Here is a 15,832-nt window from a genome sequence, read left to right on the forward strand (position 1 = left end):
CGTTTAAGAGAATCGGCCCCGCGCTTTGAGCGCTTATCGGGTGATCATGTGACCATTTTGGCGGCACAGTCGGCGGGTTTTGGCATCCCGGGCGGGAAATTTATGCACCCGCGCCTATGTGGATAGCCAACCGCAAGGGCAAGATTGTCCGGCAGACTGGGATGACCACAAGGAGACAGCACCGATGGGCAAACGTATCGCAATCGTAGGGGGCGGGTATCTGGGGGCGGAACTGGCCAAGGCGATGGACGACATCGCCGATGTCACATTGATCGAACCGCGCAGCCATTTTGTGCATGCCTCTGCGATGATCCGCGCCGTGGTCCAGCCCGGTTTGGTCGAGGACTCGCTGATCCCCTATGACCGCTTGCTGAAGCGCGGCCGCGTCGTTGCGGCGCGGGCGACGGGTGTGGATGGGGAGGGTGTGACCATCGATAGCGGCGCGCGGGTCGACGCAGATTACATCGTCGTCGCGACCGGTTCAAGCTATGCCGCGCCCTTCAAGCCCAAAGGCGCAGACATCGACGGGCTGCGGGCCGCGAGCCAAGCCGCGCATGAAAAGCTGCAGGCGGCCAAGACCGTCGGCATCATCGGCGCCGGGGCTGTGGGGGTTGAGCTTGCGGGCGAGATCGCCGAGGCCATGCCCGACAAAAAGATCACCGTGATCACCATGGACGACAAGCTCTTTGCGGCCAAGCCGGAAAGCCTTGGGGTTTCGCTGAGCAAGAAGTTAAAGGCCAGCGGGGTGGAGCTTATCCTCGGCAAAAAGGTCGAAGGGCTCGCCTCTATGACAGAGCCGCATGCGGGCAGTGTGACCCTCGAAGGGGGACCTGAGCGCGCATTCGATCTGATCTTTCCCGTGTTGGGGGCGCGCGCTTGTTCTGACCTGCTGAAGAACCTGCCCGGCGCAGAGGTCACCGCCGCAGAGCGGATCAAGACCGATGGCCATCTGCGCCCCTCGTCCTTGCCCAACGTCTTTGCCGCCGGGGACGTGGCGGACCCCGGTGACAACATGACCATCGTCGCGGTCAGCCGGCAATTGCCTTGGTTGAAAAAGACCCTCACCGGGCTGATCACGGGCCGCAAACTGGCGGATATGAAAACCTATCGCCCGTGGGGCACGGAGGCGCCGATCGTGCTGCCCTTGGGGCCGGAACGCGGCAATAGCTTTTTGATGCTGTTCACAGCAGGCGATTGGATAACGAAAAAGGTGAAAGGCGCGGATCTGTTCGTGCCAAAGTACCAAAAGCTGCTGAACCGTCGCTGACGGGGCGCTTTTCGTGGTCTGAACGTGACGTGGCATATACCTAAGAATAGGGCCGTTATCCTGACGCCAGCAGGCATTGAGCGGCGACATGTGTGAAGGTTGATTAACGTCAACTCAGGAGCACAAGCCATGTCCATTCAGTTCAGCCACAGTTTTGATGCCGCCCAAAACGTCACAGAGATGACCCCGATCACCGCCTGCGTCAGCATGGGCAAATACGCGACCGCGCAGGGGGAGCTTGTCTGGCAAAAGGGTGAGATCGCCTGCATCCGTTCCGACACTGCGCTGTTTGTCGGCAAACGCATTTAAGCATTCACACGATATTAAGTGCCGCACCGCTACGGTGGCCCTCGGGGCGTTATTTAGAATGTAAGGTGCGGTGAAATGAACTGGAATGCTATCGTTATCGACGATTCAGAGATTGCGCGGCAGTTCATTCAGGCGTCCCTCGCCGAAGTCGGATTTTCATGCGTGGCGGATTATGGATGCCCCGCCCAAGCCTTGGACGCGCTGGCGAAGGAGCGGATCGCGACAGACGTGATCATCACGGATTTCATGATGCCCGCGATGGACGGGCTTGAGTTTTGTAGCCATGTCAGAGGTCTGCCATTCTACCACGGCGTTCCGGTCGTCATGATTTCAACCCGGAAAGACGCAGATCTGCTGCGCCGCGCTTTGGCCGCGGGGGCAAGTGACTGTTTGAAAAAGCCTTTTAGTCTGCCAGAGCTTGGGAGACGGCTGCAGATATGTCTGAAAAACGCAGGCGTTGCCGTGCAATAGGGGGTGCGTCTGTACGCAGACTGGGCGGCATAACGCCCCCTTGCGGGGCGCGTATCATCGGGGTCGGTTAAGACCTGATCTACAGTCAATCATCTGTCGGGGAATATTGGTGCCCAGGAGATGCCTTGAAGACTTGAACCTCTTCGTTTCACCTTGTTTCAAGCTGCACCTATTCTAATATTAACGCGTTGAAATAGTTAAAATATATGTTTCATATTGCCCCAGGCGGAGCCATACTATCCCACAAGAAAAGGTGGTTAGGTAGGTGGATAGATGGCGGCGAAAAACAAGCTTACTGTGATGCAGGTGAAGAGTCTTCCGGCCGGAAAGTATGCAGATGGTATGGGACTGTGGTTCCACCGGAGAAAAGATGGAGGGGGGCAGTGGTTCCTGCGCGTCACGATCCATGGCCAACGCAGGGAAATGGGTCTCGGATCGATGGATGCTGTCGGACTTAAAGAAGCTCGTGAAGCTGCTAATCGCTGGCGTGCGATTGCTAGGAAAGGCATGGATCCTATCAAAGAAAGAGACCGACTCCGCCGTAAAGCAGCGAGAGAGGACCATTCCTTCGCGACTATCGCTCGTCAAACCTTTGAAACGAAGAAAGCCGAATTGAAAGGGGATGGCAAGGCTGGGCGCTGGTTCTCGCCTCTAGAGCTACATGTTGTGCCCCGAATCGGACGGACTCCGGTCGAAGAAATTGACCAAAGAGACATTAAGAACGCCCTTTTACCAATCTGGGATAGCAAAGGTGAAACCGCAAGAAAGGCTCTGGGGCGTATTCGCATAGTTCTGCGCCATGCCGCTGCAATGGGCCTAGACGTCGATATCCAGGCTGCTGACAAAGCCAGAGAATTACTTGGTAAATCACGGCAAAAAAGCAAGCATGTCCCCGCCTTGCCGTGGGCAGAAGTGCCGTCGTTCTATGAGACTTTGTCGGATGGTACCACCACCCATCTTGCGCTACGGCTCCTCATCTTAACCGCTGTTCGTTCAGCAAATGTGCGCTTCCTACATCTAAGTGAAGTTGAGGGGGATACATGGATCATTCCCTCCGAAAAGACGAAAGCAGGTAGAGAGCACCGGGTACCCCTGTCTAATGCCGCGCAGAATGTCATTGCTACGGCAGCTGAAACTTCGCGAGATGGCTATCTATTTCCTAGTGTCAGGCGTGGAGTTATTTCAGATGCAACTATGTCGCGTTTGATGGAGAGGCGTAATTTAAGAGCGCGGCCTCACGGGTTTAGGTCAAGTTTCCGGACATGGTGCGCTGAAGTTACTGATGTGCCACGAGAAATTGCGGAAATGGCATTGGCACACTCAGTTGGGACCAAAGTAGAGCTAGCATACCGCAGGACTGACTACTTGGAGCGGCGTAGGGCCTTAATGGATCAATGGGCTAGCTTCGTGACAACAAATGAACCAAGCGGACCTCCGGTGTCTGGCGCGAACGCGTGAGGTATTTGCCTATCATGGAGGGGATGCCCCGACGCATTAGGCCTGATGCTGGTTTGCGTACGATGGCGCACATGCTGTATCCAAACAACCCGTTCTCTATTCACCAATATATGCGGCTGCCGCAGGATGAGGCAAAATTGGGTGCAGAGGTCTACGGTACTGATTGCGAGCCCCAATCTTCCGCAGGATTTCAATACTCTAATCAGTTTCTGCAGCTGCTAAAACGTAGAAAAAAAGATGTAGATAGAGGAATGAAAGCAGGTCGAGTTTTCAGAAAAAAGATTCAGTTACTGCAGCATCTTGGTGAAGGAAGCGACCTACTTGCAACTTGGATAATCGCTAGCGAATTAGTGCAATCGCGCGAAAGTGGCGCGAAAAAGGAAAATGCTCATGCAGGACTCAAGGCAACTTTTAGAGCATATCAGGATGTAGCGCATCTCTGGGCTGCCCTAGGATTGCTGGATGCTGTGCAGGTTACCACCTTGCAAGGCTGTTCAGTTAGCACGGGCGCTAAAAGCCTCTATCAACTTCTTTCGACGGGTTACTGGTTTCAAGAGTGTGTGAAGCCTTCCGATCATCAGCGATCCTATAATAGCAGCTTAAACCGCTGGCTCGTTCCGGTGTACTTTGGCATTCGGCCTCTCAGCCTGCCGGTACCCGAACTCTCCACAGAAGACTTACGGAGTATAGAGATGTATCGCCGTTAAAACCGACTCTTGCCAGGCTGTGGGTAAAAATTCTTTCTACCCACGCTTTATGGCGAGCCCTATGCCAATTCTGGGTGCAGTTGATACAAGCTGGAGCCCCTAGAATGACCCCCCTTTACTATAACTTTCATGATATCATGATTTTGACCGGACTTGGTCGCTCAACTATCTACCGTCGCATCGAAGACGGTACGCTGCCGGGGCCCGTAAAAATCGGTCACCGCTCGCTCTGGAGAAGGGATGAGTTCATCACAGCGTTGGCGCTCTTGGAGCGTCCATGATGAAGGTAGATGAAACCGTCAATCGTTTGGTTCCGGTGCATAGTGAATGTTCCGACCTGTATTCCGAAGTTGTCTTCGTCTGGAAATTTTATCGGGTAATCGTGTGCGAGGATCGGCTCCAATGGATTCTGCAAAAATTTGCCGGACAAACTGTTCATGCTCAAGATTTTTGGGTTCCACTTGGGTACTTCACCTCTAGGCGAGCGCTTGAAAGGGTTTGGAAACAGGAGACCGGAAATAGTTTTCCTGCCTCCGTTCTTATGCCGATAAAGTTCAACATACCGGGTCGGAGCGGGTGAGCCGGAATCAATGCAACCCGTTGCAAAACCTGCTTTCTGAGCGGGGCTTTCGGCGAGAAACGAAATGCATACTGCAGGTGAACTGATTAACTGCGACGTTTACTGAACGGCGGGCCGTTCCCGAGGACCTCTCCCCGTTTCGGGCCATAGTGCGCAGCAATGCGGTTGCGTCCCATCGGTTTCTCTCCCGCTTCACGTTAACGGTAAATCCGCACCTACGATCAAAAAGCTCCGGCAATAATAGTGCGCGTATAGAGGCCAGATATGAGGAAAATAGCTATGGAACGATCTGGATCGTTGCAACGGGTTGCAACGGAAGACGCACAGCGTAGCTGGCGCAAGATGCAGGCAGACTCCCACTCCGCTTTCATTCAGAAGTCGCAACGCATTCAACTTGCTGCAGAATATGGAAAGCGTACCCAGCCAGTTGTGCGCGATTTTTTGCGGTCCTCGCATGTCCGGTTGAGCGCAGCATTAAGAGCGCTGGGAGGCACGCCCTGCCAAAGGACTGCGACTGAGCTGAGAGATGCAGTGAACATGTGGGGCGCGGAAGTTGACCCTGTCTTTTGGTACGAGAAAAAGAAAAATGGAGGCGGAGGTCGGCCAATCTGTAGATTCTCGCCGGTATTAATGTCGCGCCATAAGATGCTCGAGTTCGCTGTTCGACCCCAACTTCAGCCCGATCCAGGGTTGTTCGGGATTCCACAAGCAGGCCGGAGTCGTGATGATGCCGTCCGGGCCATCCGTAAGCTAGTGCTGTCCGGACATAGTCTCCTTGCTGAGGTGGATGTGAAGAACTGCTACCAGAGCATTAATCCTGACGCTCTTTATGAACTGCCACTACCAAAGCAGACATAAACGGGGCCGCCTAGTCAGGGGAACGACAAGCCAGAACTCTTACCCTTTCCCATCCGGGAAAAACTTGGGTCGGCCTGTCTACACATTTTCCGGGTGGCGCCTGTCACGCGAGCTGATCTTTACAAATCTCGTTCAACCAAGAGCTTCTTCGGGTGAACCTTTGCTGAGCGGCTTTCAGACCGGCGAGACTCCGTTCTTGTTGACGGCCTCTTCGTTGCTTTGGTGCGTTGCGGCGGCGCGGGCCGAGCTGTGACGCGCAGGACGCGGACGACATGCGCGACGCGCTTCTGCATGAGGCGGCAGAGGCGCGCCGCTTGCCCTCTGATCCTGACTGGGACGTCATCGAAAACTCCGGCCTCACCTGGGGCGGGCCGATCAGGGAGCAGGGTGGACCGTGGTAGGATCACCTGGAACGATTGGGCGGTTTGGGAGAGCGCACGCCCGACAACTTCAAGACGTTCGATTTCTTCGACGAAGATCGAGGCCTTGCCACAAGCGCAAAGACGCTCGAAACCCGCGCGCCGGGATATGCGGACCGGCCCAGCCGTATCTTTGGTGCATTGAAGCGCTATATTGATCAGATCGACAAGTTTGGAGGGGGTGTCGTAGGAGAAACAGTAATACTGCAAGCTCTCTGGGATTTCACCGTAAAGCCCTTCATCTACAAACTTCTCGGCCAGCTCCCGCAATGTCTCGACATGGTAGATGTCAATGTCATGCTGACCGAGCATTTCCTCGAAAGTGTATCCGCATTGTAAGCATCCAGGGAAGCCCCTCTGCACTGTGATCATAGCAGCTCGTTGATTGTCATTCGGCGCTAATGATTGGCCGTGGTTCCGACCAGTTTCAGCCCAACAATCCCAGCAACAATCAAGAGAAGACAGGCGACACGAGCCAAGTCTTTTTGCTCTCCCAAGATGGTCATTCCAATAATAGCAACGCCCACAGCCCCAATACCTGCCCAAACGGCATATGCAGTACCTACGGGAATGTCTTTCATTGCTTCAGCCAAGAGCCAGAAGCTTGCGATCATTGCGAGCACGGTCAGGACAGATGGCTGAAGTTTCGTGAAGCCTTGAGTGTATTTCAGACCAATTACCCACCCACATTCAAGAAGACCCGCAAAGAACAAGTAAACCCAAGCCATTTTACCTCCATAGGCGTCAATGAAAAGTTTGATCAGGCGGCGTGTTGATCCCCGACCTCAGCATTCTGCGCGTTGATCATGCCCTGAGATGCCCAAGGTAGCAACAGGGGGATGCGATTGACGGGATGATCCTGGATGCGTTCGAGCACCCAAGCGAGCCAGGCTTCGGGATTGACGTTGTTCATCTTTGCGGTCTCGATGAGAGTATAGGCGATTGCTGCGGATTTGCCGCCTGCCTCTGACCCCATGAAGAGGTAGTTCTTTCTTCCAACGGCCACAGGACGCACTGCCCGCTCGGCTGTGTTATTGTCGATTTCCAAGAAGCCGTTGTCGAGATAAGGCCGTGCCTTTGGCAGGCGCGCGAGGGCATATCGGATGGCCTTAGCCAGTGGCGTCTTGCCGGAGATTTTACCCAACTGCTCCTTGAGCCAGATCTCCAGATCATCAAAGATGGGCTTGGCGAGTTCCTGACGCAGGGCCACGCGCTCATGGGGTGGTAGGAACCGTGCCTGTGTTTCAACGTCATAGAGCTTTCGAATGCGCAAGACCGCTTCGCCCGCCACAGGCAGCTTCAGGCTTTCATACAGGGCATAAAACTCCCGTCGCACATGGGCCATACAGGCCATCTCCTTGATGCGCCCCGTGCGGTAGGCATCGTTATAGCCTGCATAGGCGTCCGCATGGGCGTAGCCCGTGTAGGATTTGAGATGTTCGCTCGGGTGTTCCGCACCTCGGTTGGTGGAGAACTGATACCACACGGCGGGTGGCGCGGCCCCGGACCAGGCGCTCTCATCTCGGGCATAGACCCATAGCCGTGCGGTTTTGCTCTTGTTTTTGCCACGCCCTTTGCCCTTCTGGAGCAGCTTGACCGTGGTATCATCCATGAAGATGGCTTGTGCCTCAAACACATGGTCACGGATGGCATCTGCCACGCGTTCAAGCAGCTTGGTGCATTTGCCCACCCAGAGGGCCATGAGCGATCCGCTCAGGTCGATGCCTTCGTTCTCAAACATCTGGCTTTGGCGATAGAGCGGCAGGTGATAGCCGTATTTGCAGCACAGGATATGCGCCATCAGCGCGGGACCCACAAAGCTCTTGGGGATGGGGCGGCTTGGCATCTCCGCCTGAACCACCTTGTCACAGCAGCTACAGGCCAAACGCGGGCGGTTGATCTGATTGACGATGTAATGGCCTGGAACATATTCCAACTCTTCCAGAACATCTGTTCCCAGCTCCCTGAAGCGGCCACCACAGTCTTCACAGGTCTCACCGGGGGTGATGGTCTTCTTGACCCGCTTAAGCCCCTTTGGGAAAGGCTTGCGTTTGCGCGGGGTGCGCGGCGGCTTTGGGACGTCTGCCTCGGAAGACGTCTGGCCCTCACCATCACCTTCAGTCTCTGCGGCTTGCTCGATCTCCAACTCTTCGAGGATCAGTTCCAGCGCCAGTTGCGCGCTGCTTTCCGACTTTGACCCAAAGCGGTGCTTTTTGTGACCATGCAATTGCAAGCGCAGATCAGCAATGAGGGTATCTCGGCTCTGGATGGCCCGCGCATGGGCGGTGCGCTCGGCAGCAAGGGCGGCTTCCATCTCATCCTTGAGGCGTTTTTGGGCGGAGGCATGGCTCAACGATTGGCCCAACAACTCCGCATCCTTACGGGCCAGTTCCGCCGCTTGTGCGGCTACAAAGGCCTGCACGTCAGGTGGCAGATCAGCCAGATTTGGAGGGGTCTTACGCATGCCATTCCATAGCAAAATCGGACATCAGGGGGAATCCCAAAACAGCAAGAAAGCCCATAAAACATTGCCTCAGCCCACCATCGCGGGCCGCCATGTCTTCTGCGGCATGCGCCAGTCTATGCCTTCCATCAGCATGGCCAACTGCGCGCGGCTCAGGTTGATTTTACCCTCGCTGGCCGTGGGCCAGACAAACCGACCCCGCTCCAAGCGCTTGGTGAACAAGCATGCACCCTGACCGTCCCACCAGATCATCTTGATCTGATCACCTCGCCGTCCCCGGAACAAAAACAGATGGCCGGAATAGGGATCGCCCGCCAGAACCTGCGCGGTCTGTGCCGCCAGACCGTTGAACCCACGCCGCATGTCCGTCACACCCGCCGCCAGCCAGATCTTCGCATCCGCCAGAACAGGGATCATGCCGCCAGCCCCCGCGCCAGTTCCAGCACAAAGCCAGCATCAACCCCGTCGCTAACGCTCAGCTTGCGCCCATTCTCCAGCGTGATCTCTATCCGGGAGCTGGCTGTAGGCCGCGCTTCCGGCAGCATCGGTACTGCATCGTGATCGCCGCCTGAAATCTCAACAGGCATGAACCCGGCATCATCAGACCCATCGGGTTGAAACCTGTCATCGCTGCGCCACGAATAAATCCGGCTTGTCGGCACGCCATGACGGCGAGAAACCATCGGCACACTGACACCATCGGCTTGGCTCTCTGCCACCAACCGCCGCTTGAACTCATCCGAGTATTTGGAACCCCGCCCAACCCGCCGTTTACTCATCTCAAAACCCTCATATTGCGCCAGTCAAATCGCCAGCCTCGCGCAATAATCGCACCTCAAATCAGCCCAAAATAGAGGGGGTTCCCTTGATGCTTACCTACCAAAGGAGGTGATTTACAGAAACTTAGATGCAAGAAACCTCATATTCCAGAGGGACGGTGGAGGGATGCATGCTTCCAATCTGCCTACCTATGGGGTCGAGGACATTGAGAACTCAAGCGGACCTCGGGGCCTTTTGCAGGGCTCTCCGGCGTCAAGCGTGATCCTTGCATGGTTCATTAACGGTATTCTCCTGCGGATGCCGAAGTGCGACAATGCGAGAATAGTGGTTTGTTTTGACAACATTTACGTTGCTGGGCGGACCCGCGCGGGGCTACGGACGATGGTGGATATTCTGGCCGAAGCTTTTGATCGGTGCTCCTTCGGTCCGCTTGAACTCTCTCCTCCAAAGCTCGGTGATGCAGACGGCCTGGACGTCATGGGTTATCTTGTAAGTCCAGATGGAAGAATTGGGTTATCGCACCGGGCACTATGTAAATTGGAACGACGTCTTTGTTCCGCGGAGGAGCGAGACAGCTGGGAAACAGGCGAGGTTCCGTTTCGAACTTGGAGAGCTCTGCGCAGGTTCCGGACAGGTTTTAGCGCAGCAGAAGATATCCGTTCAGAGCTCGCATATTATATCGAAAATTCTAGGGAATTAGCGGAGGCGACAGGCAGTCCTTTAATTTCTTACCTCCATGAATCGGTGTTTGCCCGCTCGTCGTCTTTTGAAGGGAAGTTTATTGAAGGTCTCATTGAGTACAGAGCTGGGTAACTTAGTGCTTTTGTGCACTAGCGCGAGACTTCTCAGTAAGAAAAGTTTGGCTGCGTCTTAGGCGCTGTTTGGTGTTGTCTGCAGCTCAGATTAAACGAGCTCGACATTTTCTAGCTGAACATACCATGTAGCTTCTTGCCGGAGCCCGCGCTTTTGCCCATTGGTGAACTTATTGGGGCGCGGATTTCCCCATACCTCACCGTGGTGTGGATTATCATCCACGGGTTCATAACCAATCCACAAATTGAGATTGCGGATGGAGTTTGCAGAAAATTGTACTGAGCCGGTGAAAACTGGCGTAGTCACAAACTCAGCCGGCTCAACTCCAGCGGCAATTATCTTAGCCTCGATATCCACCGACATACCTCCATAATCACCAGATGAAGGGGAGTAAGCTTTGGAAGATATACGGTGGCACTGATTGTTTTCGTCCCAAACAATATGTTGTTTGGGGTCAATACGTCGGATAATCACTGCTTCTGGAGAGATATCCTCTTCGTCGTAGGGCGGCACAGGCAAGAGTACTAAGTTCCTGTTTGCAGCTGAGGACCGCGCTCCTCACCTAGTTGTGACATCCATTCAGTCAATGCAGTGAAGTCAGCCTGTACTTCGATCTCTTCATCCTCCCCAGTAAGATGATCGAAGCGGCTAGCATTCACTTCATATGGGGCGAGGACGTCGAGCTCTACATCGAAGCCGTTGATGTGCCACTCTAGCTGGAGCGTCCCGTCATCACCTGGAACGAGTTGTGGGGCGGGCACATTTGCGCAGAAAAGTCTCTCGATGAGAGCTGCCGCAAATTGCGCACAGGTGAATGATACCGGCGCTCCATCATACCCATTCCACCCTCTTGGAAGGGCAGTCAGCTCATTTAAACGGTCTTCTAACTCTTCAAACCAAGGAGAGGTTGGTTGGGCGACGCGAGCTTTGCGTCCAAACCTGCCAATGGACGATACATTCGAAGTGCCCGCAAAGTAGTTAGGAACCTCATCTTGAAAGGCTGAGCTGGTCAACGAATTCCGTTTCATTATTTTATGCCCCATATTTCATGTGCAGACTGACTAGTAAGTTCTTCAAATCTCGTAACTATCTTTTCACGACCACCCGCGATAAAATCATCTACAGAAGAGATGTCTCGCCCTGCGGGTTTACCTTTATAGGTTAGCGAAAATCGAAATGCTCTTCTCTTCCCGTCTGGAGTAAAAACCGATTGGATCTCATACTTCAATCTAGCAAACGGTCTATCGTGTTCGTCCCTTATTACTTCACTGAAGCTAGTGTTAATACCCTCCACTTCAAAGTGAGTGTCGTTCCAGAAGCTGAACCACTTCGATGGGTGAGAGAAGTCTTCGACTGGAATGATATTAATATAGGCTACTTCAGCTTGGTTTACATCGGTCGAGTGTCCGAAGCTCTTTTCAAGGTGGGAAAACAGCTTGGTTAGATTTTTGCTGAAAGAGTCTGCGATACCTTCAAATCTCGGATAGGTTCCTTGAGAGTTCTGACGCCGCCAATTCGTAATCATTCGGTCTGGCTGGAATTGAAGTATGTGGTTGCCGTCTTCAGAGATGAACCAAAGTCGGCTTCCGACTGGCGGCTGCCCAAAATGAAACTTTGGGCCTTGGTCGGAGTTGGGGCCGCCGAATGTTTCGAAGTGTGTATCAAGAACTGGCTGTTCCTCGACAGAAGGGAACTCACCTCGGAACAACTCCCAAAGATCTTTAGAGTGTACGGCAAGATATCCGGGTACAGGGGTAAACTGTACACCCAAGACCACTTCATCAAGCGGAGGGTCGGAAAAGTCTGGAAGGTGTTCTGGTCGTGTCATTTTTCTCCCCTAGGAGAATTTGTATCTAAGCAACCTACGGTACTCCAGTCCTTTCTTGGGCCCGGAAGTAAATTTCCTTGACTAATTTGATTCTCGGTGACGCCAAGGCAGCTAATCTGCTAGGCGATTCTCTATGATTGCGCTGTCCAGCGATGTGACTGGGGTGGTCAGGGAGGTGGTTGGAGGTCCCCCTGATCCCTAATTTCCGATATATTTCAATTACTTATCGGGGAATATTGGTGCCCAGGAGAGGACTCGAACCTCCACACCGTTGCCAGTACTAGCACCTGAAGCTAGCGCGTCTACCATTCCGCCACCTGGGCACGTATCGTGTGGGGTGCTCTAAGGCTCAGCCGGGTGACTGTCAATCGCAATTTGAGCGAAATCTAGAAAATCCTGCGCGGGGATCGCTACAACCGGGGGTTTGGCCTTGTGACAGCGGCGGCGCACGGGTACATCCTGTCAGAGAATTTATCTACAGGAGCGGCAGAATGTCTAAGCTGGTCACGATTTATGGCGGTTCGGGGTTTGTCGGACGCTATATCGCGTATCGCATGGCCAGAGCTGGTTGGCGGGTACGGGTGGCGGTGCGCCACCCCAACGAAGCGCTCTTTGTGCGGACCTATGGTGTGGTTGGCCAAGTCGAACCTGTTTTGTGCAACATTCGCAACGATGGCTCCGTGCGCGACGCTCTGCGTGGGGCGGACGCGGTCGTGAACTGCGTGGGCATTTTGGTTGAGACCGGAAAGAACGGTTTCGACGCGGTGCAATCCGAAGGGGCGGAGCGTATCGCCCATATGGCCGCAACCGAAGGAGTTGCGCGTTTCGTGCATGTCTCTGCCATCGGCGCGGATATGGAGGCCGAGAGCGACTATGCCCGCACCAAGGGCGAGGGCGAGGCCGCCATTCTCAAACATATGCCTGAGGCCGTGATTCTGCGCCCCTCGATCATGTTTGGCCCCGAGGATGAGTTCTTTAACCGCTTTGCGGGCATGACCCGCACCGGCCCGATCCTACCGGTCGCCGGTGCCTCTACCCGGTTCCAGCCGGTCTTTGTCGATGACGTTGCCAAAGCGGCCGAAAAGGCTCTGGAGGGGCAGGCCCCCGCGGGTGTCTATGAGCTTGGTGGCCCTGATGTGGATACTTTCCGCGGCCTGATGCAGCGTATGCTTGAGGTGATTCACCGTCGGCGTTTGGTGCTCAACATGCCGTGGTTCTTAGCCAAGATCGTCGCCTTTGGGTTCGACATGGTGCAGGCCGCGACCTTTGGTCTTTTCACCAACAAGATGCTGACCCGCGATCAGGTCAAAAACCTGCGCAATGACAACGTTGTGGCAGAAGGGGCGCGCGGCTTTACCGAGCTTGGCATCACCCCCACCGCGATGGACGCGGTGCTGCCCGACTATCTCTGGCGGTTCCGACCCTCGGGGCAATATGACGCCATCAAAGCATCGGCACGTAACCTGCGGCAGGGATAATGGAACAGTCGACCACTCTGATCGCCGCCTTTCTGGGTTTGCTGGAGGGGCTGACAGAGTTCATCCCCGTATCTTCGACCGGGCATCTTCTGTTGGCCGGTCACTTCTTGGGCTTTGAGAGCGCCGGGCGGACCTTTGAAGTCGTGATCCAATTGGGCGCGGTGCTGGCGATCCTGACGGTTTATTCCGCACGGCTTTGGGCGGTATTCTCGGCCGCGCCGCATGATCCGCAGGCGCGGCGGTTTATCTGGTCGGTGCTTCTGGCCTTTCTGCCTGCGGTGTTCATCGGGGTTTTGGCCCATGATTTCATCAAGACGGTCCTGTTCGAAACACCTTTGCTGATCGCCATCATGTTGGTGCTGGGCGGGGTGGTGCTGTTGATCGTGGATCGCATCGCACCTGCGCCGACCTATTCCGACGCGACCAAATTCCCCCTTTCCATGGCGTTCAAGATCGGCGTGATCCAATGTCTTGCCATGGTGCCGGGCACCTCGCGGTCGGGGGCGACGATCGTTGGCGCCCTGTTGCTGGGGGCCAGCAAGCGCGCCGCGGCGGAATTCTCGTTCTTTTTGTCGATGCCGACGATGGCGGGCGCCTTTGCCTATGACATCTACAAGAACCGCGACGTGCTGGATGCCTCTGCCATGGGCGAGATCGCCGTGGGCTTTGTCATGGCCTTTATCTCTGCCGTCTTCGTGGTGCGTTGGGTGCTCGATTACATCAGCCGCTATGGCTACGCGCTTTTTGGGTGGTGGCGAATCCTTGTGGGTGGTGTCGTGATCATCGCGCTTTGGGCGGGGTTTTGATAGTTAGGTCCGCATCGGACCCTAAATGACGCATAAAAATGACCTCCGGGCGTTCCATTTGCCCGGAAAGAGGTAAATAGGTCAGCACTGCTGTCTTTTATTTACTTGGGCGCTCTCGTATACGAGCCTTCTGACGGAATTTGTCGAAGGAACGGGTATATGGCGAAGCAGGTCATGCTAAAATTTACAGACGTTGCGCGGGATATGCCCGAAAAACGCCCGCCTGATTTGCGCCGGACGGATTTCGACGAAATTTATGCCGAATATGCGGATGCGAAAGCGGCTGAACAGTCCAGCCGGTGCAGCCAATGCGGCGTGCCCTACTGCCAGACCCATTGCCCTTTGCACAATAACATCCCCGACTGGCTCCGCCTGACTGCAGAAGGGCGTCTGCAAGAGGCCTATGAGATCAGTCAGGCGACCAATACCTTCCCCGAGATCTGTGGCCGCATCTGCCCGCAGGACCGCCTGTGCGAAGGCAACTGCGTGATCGAGCAGTCGGGCCATGGCACCGTCACCATCGGCTCGATCGAGAAATACATCACCGACACCGCATGGGAGCAGGGCTGGGTCAAACCCGCCGCCCCGCGCGAAGAGCGCGCTGAAAGCGTTGGCATCATCGGTGCCGGCCCCGGCGGTCTGGCAGCGGCGGACATGCTGCGCCGCGCGGGCGTGCAGGTCACCATCTATGACCGCTACGACCGTGCGGGCGGCTTGCTGACCTATGGCATCCCCGGCTTCAAGCTTGAGAAAGACGTGGTCGAGCGCCGCAATGCGCAGCTTGCCGAAGGTGGCGTGACCTTTGAATTGAACTGCGATGTGGGCGTCGACCTTAGCTTTGGCGCGATCCGGGGCAAACATGACGCGGTGATCATCGCCACCGGCGTTTACAAAACGCGCGAGATCGAAGCCCCCGGTGTGGGTGGTTTCGGCGTGGAGCGGGCGATCGACTTCCTCACCGCCTCCAACCGCAAAAGCTTTGGCGACTCGGTCGATGAATTCGAAAGCGGTCGCCTGAACGCTGCGGGCAAGAAAGTCGTCGTGATCGGCGGTGGCGACACCGCGATGGACTGCGTGCGCACCTCGATCCGCCAAGGCGCGGAGAGCGTCAAATGTCTCTACCGTCGGGACCGGGCCAATATGCCGGGCAGCCAACGCGAAGTGCAAAACGCCGAGGAAGAAGGCGTGATATTTGAATGGCTGAGCGCGCCCAAGGGCTTTGTCGGCGATCCGGTGACCGGGGTCATGGTGCAAAAGATGCGCCTCGGCGCGCCGGATGTCACTGGCCGTCAGGCCCCCGAGGTGATCGAAGGCGCGGACTACGTCGAAGACGCCGACCTCGTCATCATGGCGCTTGGGTTCGAGCCAGAAGACCTGCCGACCCTTTGGAACGAACCGGAGTTGCCGGTGAACCGCTGGGGCACGATCAAAGCCGATTACGTCACCGGGGCAACGGCGCTTGATGGCGTCTATGCTGTGGGCGACATCGTGCGCGGGGCGAGCCTTGTGGTCTGGGCCATCAAGGATGGCCGCGACTGCGCGCAGGCAATCCTTGATGATTTCAACGGGGCGCAGCGCATCGCTGCGGAATGAG

The 15,832-nt window shown here is 55.5% G+C and carries 19 protein-coding genes and 1 tRNA gene; 12 read left to right on the top strand and 8 right to left on the bottom strand.

Annotated features, from left to right (window positions below; genetic code table 11):
- The first annotated feature begins 184 nt into the window (after positions 1-184).
- From B5M07_RS01175 to B5M07_RS19345, 9 genes are all read left to right on the top strand, one after another.
- On the top strand, positions 185-1,267 hold the full coding sequence (locus B5M07_RS01175) for an NAD(P)/FAD-dependent oxidoreductase (protein ID WP_120349892.1): 1,083 nt from the start codon (positions 185-187) through the stop codon (positions 1,265-1,267).
- 129 nt (positions 1,268-1,396) lie between these two features.
- A complete protein-coding gene (locus B5M07_RS01180) occupies positions 1,397-1,576 on the top strand; it encodes a hypothetical protein (protein ID WP_120349893.1) in 180 nt (59 codons plus the stop codon).
- A 75-nt stretch (positions 1,577-1,651) separates the two neighbouring features.
- The gene (locus tag B5M07_RS01185) at positions 1,652-2,047 is read left to right on the top strand and encodes a response regulator (RefSeq protein ID WP_120349894.1); all 396 of its coding nucleotides are present in this window, start codon (positions 1,652-1,654) and stop codon (positions 2,045-2,047) included.
- A gap of 273 nt (positions 2,048-2,320) precedes the next feature.
- Complete coding sequence (locus tag B5M07_RS01190; protein WP_120349895.1) at positions 2,321-3,505, top strand: tyrosine-type recombinase/integrase; 1,185 nt, start codon at positions 2,321-2,323, stop codon at positions 3,503-3,505.
- A gap of 71 nt (positions 3,506-3,576) precedes the next feature.
- Positions 3,577-4,212 (top strand): hypothetical protein, encoded by a 636-nt coding sequence (locus B5M07_RS19330; RefSeq protein WP_162931777.1) that lies wholly within the window; start codon positions 3,577-3,579, stop codon positions 4,210-4,212.
- A 104-nt stretch (positions 4,213-4,316) separates the two neighbouring features.
- Positions 4,317-4,493 carry a helix-turn-helix transcriptional regulator gene (locus tag B5M07_RS01195; protein ID WP_120349896.1) on the top strand — a complete coding sequence of 59 codons (177 nt, stop codon included), beginning with the start codon at positions 4,317-4,319 and terminating at the stop codon, positions 4,491-4,493.
- Complete coding sequence (locus tag B5M07_RS19335) at positions 4,490-4,792, top strand: hypothetical protein (protein WP_162931778.1); 303 nt, start codon at positions 4,490-4,492, stop codon at positions 4,790-4,792. Before B5M07_RS01195 ends, B5M07_RS19335 begins: the two co-directional genes overlap by 4 nt.
- Positions 4,793-5,071: 279 nt before the next feature.
- Positions 5,072-5,650 (top strand): hypothetical protein, encoded by a 579-nt coding sequence (locus B5M07_RS19340; RefSeq protein WP_162931779.1) that lies wholly within the window; start codon positions 5,072-5,074, stop codon positions 5,648-5,650.
- 416 nt (positions 5,651-6,066) lie between these two features.
- On the top strand, positions 6,067-6,408 hold the full coding sequence (locus B5M07_RS19345) for a hypothetical protein (RefSeq protein ID WP_065331081.1): 342 nt from the start codon (positions 6,067-6,069) through the stop codon (positions 6,406-6,408).
- A 59-nt stretch (positions 6,409-6,467) separates the two neighbouring features.
- Here the strand turns inward: B5M07_RS19345 and sugE are convergent, their stop codons facing one another.
- The 8 genes from sugE to B5M07_RS01245 all read right to left on the bottom strand — a co-directional run bounded on the left by sugE (position 6,468) and on the right by B5M07_RS01245 (position 12,277).
- Complete coding sequence (gene sugE / locus B5M07_RS01210; RefSeq protein ID WP_017467358.1) at positions 6,468-6,797, bottom strand: quaternary ammonium compound efflux SMR transporter SugE; 330 nt, start codon at positions 6,795-6,797, stop codon at positions 6,468-6,470.
- A gap of 32 nt (positions 6,798-6,829) precedes the next feature.
- Complete coding sequence (tnpC, locus tag B5M07_RS01215) at positions 6,830-8,533, bottom strand: IS66 family transposase (protein ID WP_065331082.1); 1,704 nt, start codon at positions 8,531-8,533, stop codon at positions 6,830-6,832.
- A gap of 69 nt (positions 8,534-8,602) precedes the next feature.
- Entirely contained in the window at positions 8,603-8,950 is a 348-nt protein-coding gene (gene tnpB / locus B5M07_RS01220; protein ID WP_017467473.1) for an IS66 family insertion sequence element accessory protein TnpB, read from the bottom strand.
- Positions 8,947-9,312 carry an IS66-like element accessory protein TnpA gene (gene tnpA / locus B5M07_RS01225; RefSeq protein ID WP_065331083.1) on the bottom strand — a complete coding sequence of 122 codons (366 nt, stop codon included), beginning with the start codon at positions 9,310-9,312 and terminating at the stop codon, positions 8,947-8,949. The genes tnpB and tnpA overlap by 4 nt, the downstream gene beginning before the upstream one ends.
- 904 nt (positions 9,313-10,216) lie before the next feature.
- Positions 10,217-10,639 (bottom strand): hypothetical protein, encoded by a 423-nt coding sequence (locus B5M07_RS01230; RefSeq protein WP_254693981.1) that lies wholly within the window; start codon positions 10,637-10,639, stop codon positions 10,217-10,219.
- An 11-nt stretch (positions 10,640-10,650) separates the two neighbouring features.
- A complete protein-coding gene (locus B5M07_RS01235; protein WP_120349899.1) occupies positions 10,651-11,154 on the bottom strand; it encodes a hypothetical protein in 504 nt (167 codons plus the stop codon).
- The gene (locus tag B5M07_RS01240) at positions 11,154-11,954 is read right to left on the bottom strand and encodes a TIGR04255 family protein (RefSeq protein ID WP_120349900.1); all 801 of its coding nucleotides are present in this window, start codon (positions 11,952-11,954) and stop codon (positions 11,154-11,156) included. Before B5M07_RS01240 ends, B5M07_RS01235 begins: the two co-directional genes overlap by 1 nt.
- Before the next feature lie 237 nt (positions 11,955-12,191).
- Positions 12,192-12,277: transfer RNA gene (locus B5M07_RS01245), tRNA-Leu, on the bottom strand.
- A 168-nt stretch (positions 12,278-12,445) separates the two neighbouring features.
- Between B5M07_RS01245 and B5M07_RS01250 the strand changes: the two genes are divergently transcribed.
- The 3 genes from B5M07_RS01250 to B5M07_RS01260 all read left to right on the top strand — a co-directional run bounded on the left by B5M07_RS01250 (position 12,446) and on the right by B5M07_RS01260 (position 15,831).
- A complete protein-coding gene (locus tag B5M07_RS01250; protein ID WP_067937423.1) occupies positions 12,446-13,432 on the top strand; it encodes a complex I NDUFA9 subunit family protein in 987 nt (328 codons plus the stop codon).
- The gene (locus tag B5M07_RS01255; RefSeq protein WP_120349901.1) at positions 13,432-14,238 is read left to right on the top strand and encodes an undecaprenyl-diphosphate phosphatase; all 807 of its coding nucleotides are present in this window, start codon (positions 13,432-13,434) and stop codon (positions 14,236-14,238) included. Before B5M07_RS01250 ends, B5M07_RS01255 begins: the two co-directional genes overlap by 1 nt.
- A gap of 159 nt (positions 14,239-14,397) precedes the next feature.
- On the top strand, positions 14,398-15,831 hold the full coding sequence (locus tag B5M07_RS01260) for an NAD(P)-dependent oxidoreductase (protein ID WP_120349902.1): 1,434 nt from the start codon (positions 14,398-14,400) through the stop codon (positions 15,829-15,831).
- Position 15,832: the final 1 nt, after the last annotated feature.

The sequence above is a fragment of the Sulfitobacter sp. D7 genome (assembly GCF_003611275.1).
Taxonomy (GTDB): domain Bacteria; phylum Pseudomonadota; class Alphaproteobacteria; order Rhodobacterales; family Rhodobacteraceae; genus Sulfitobacter; species Sulfitobacter profundi.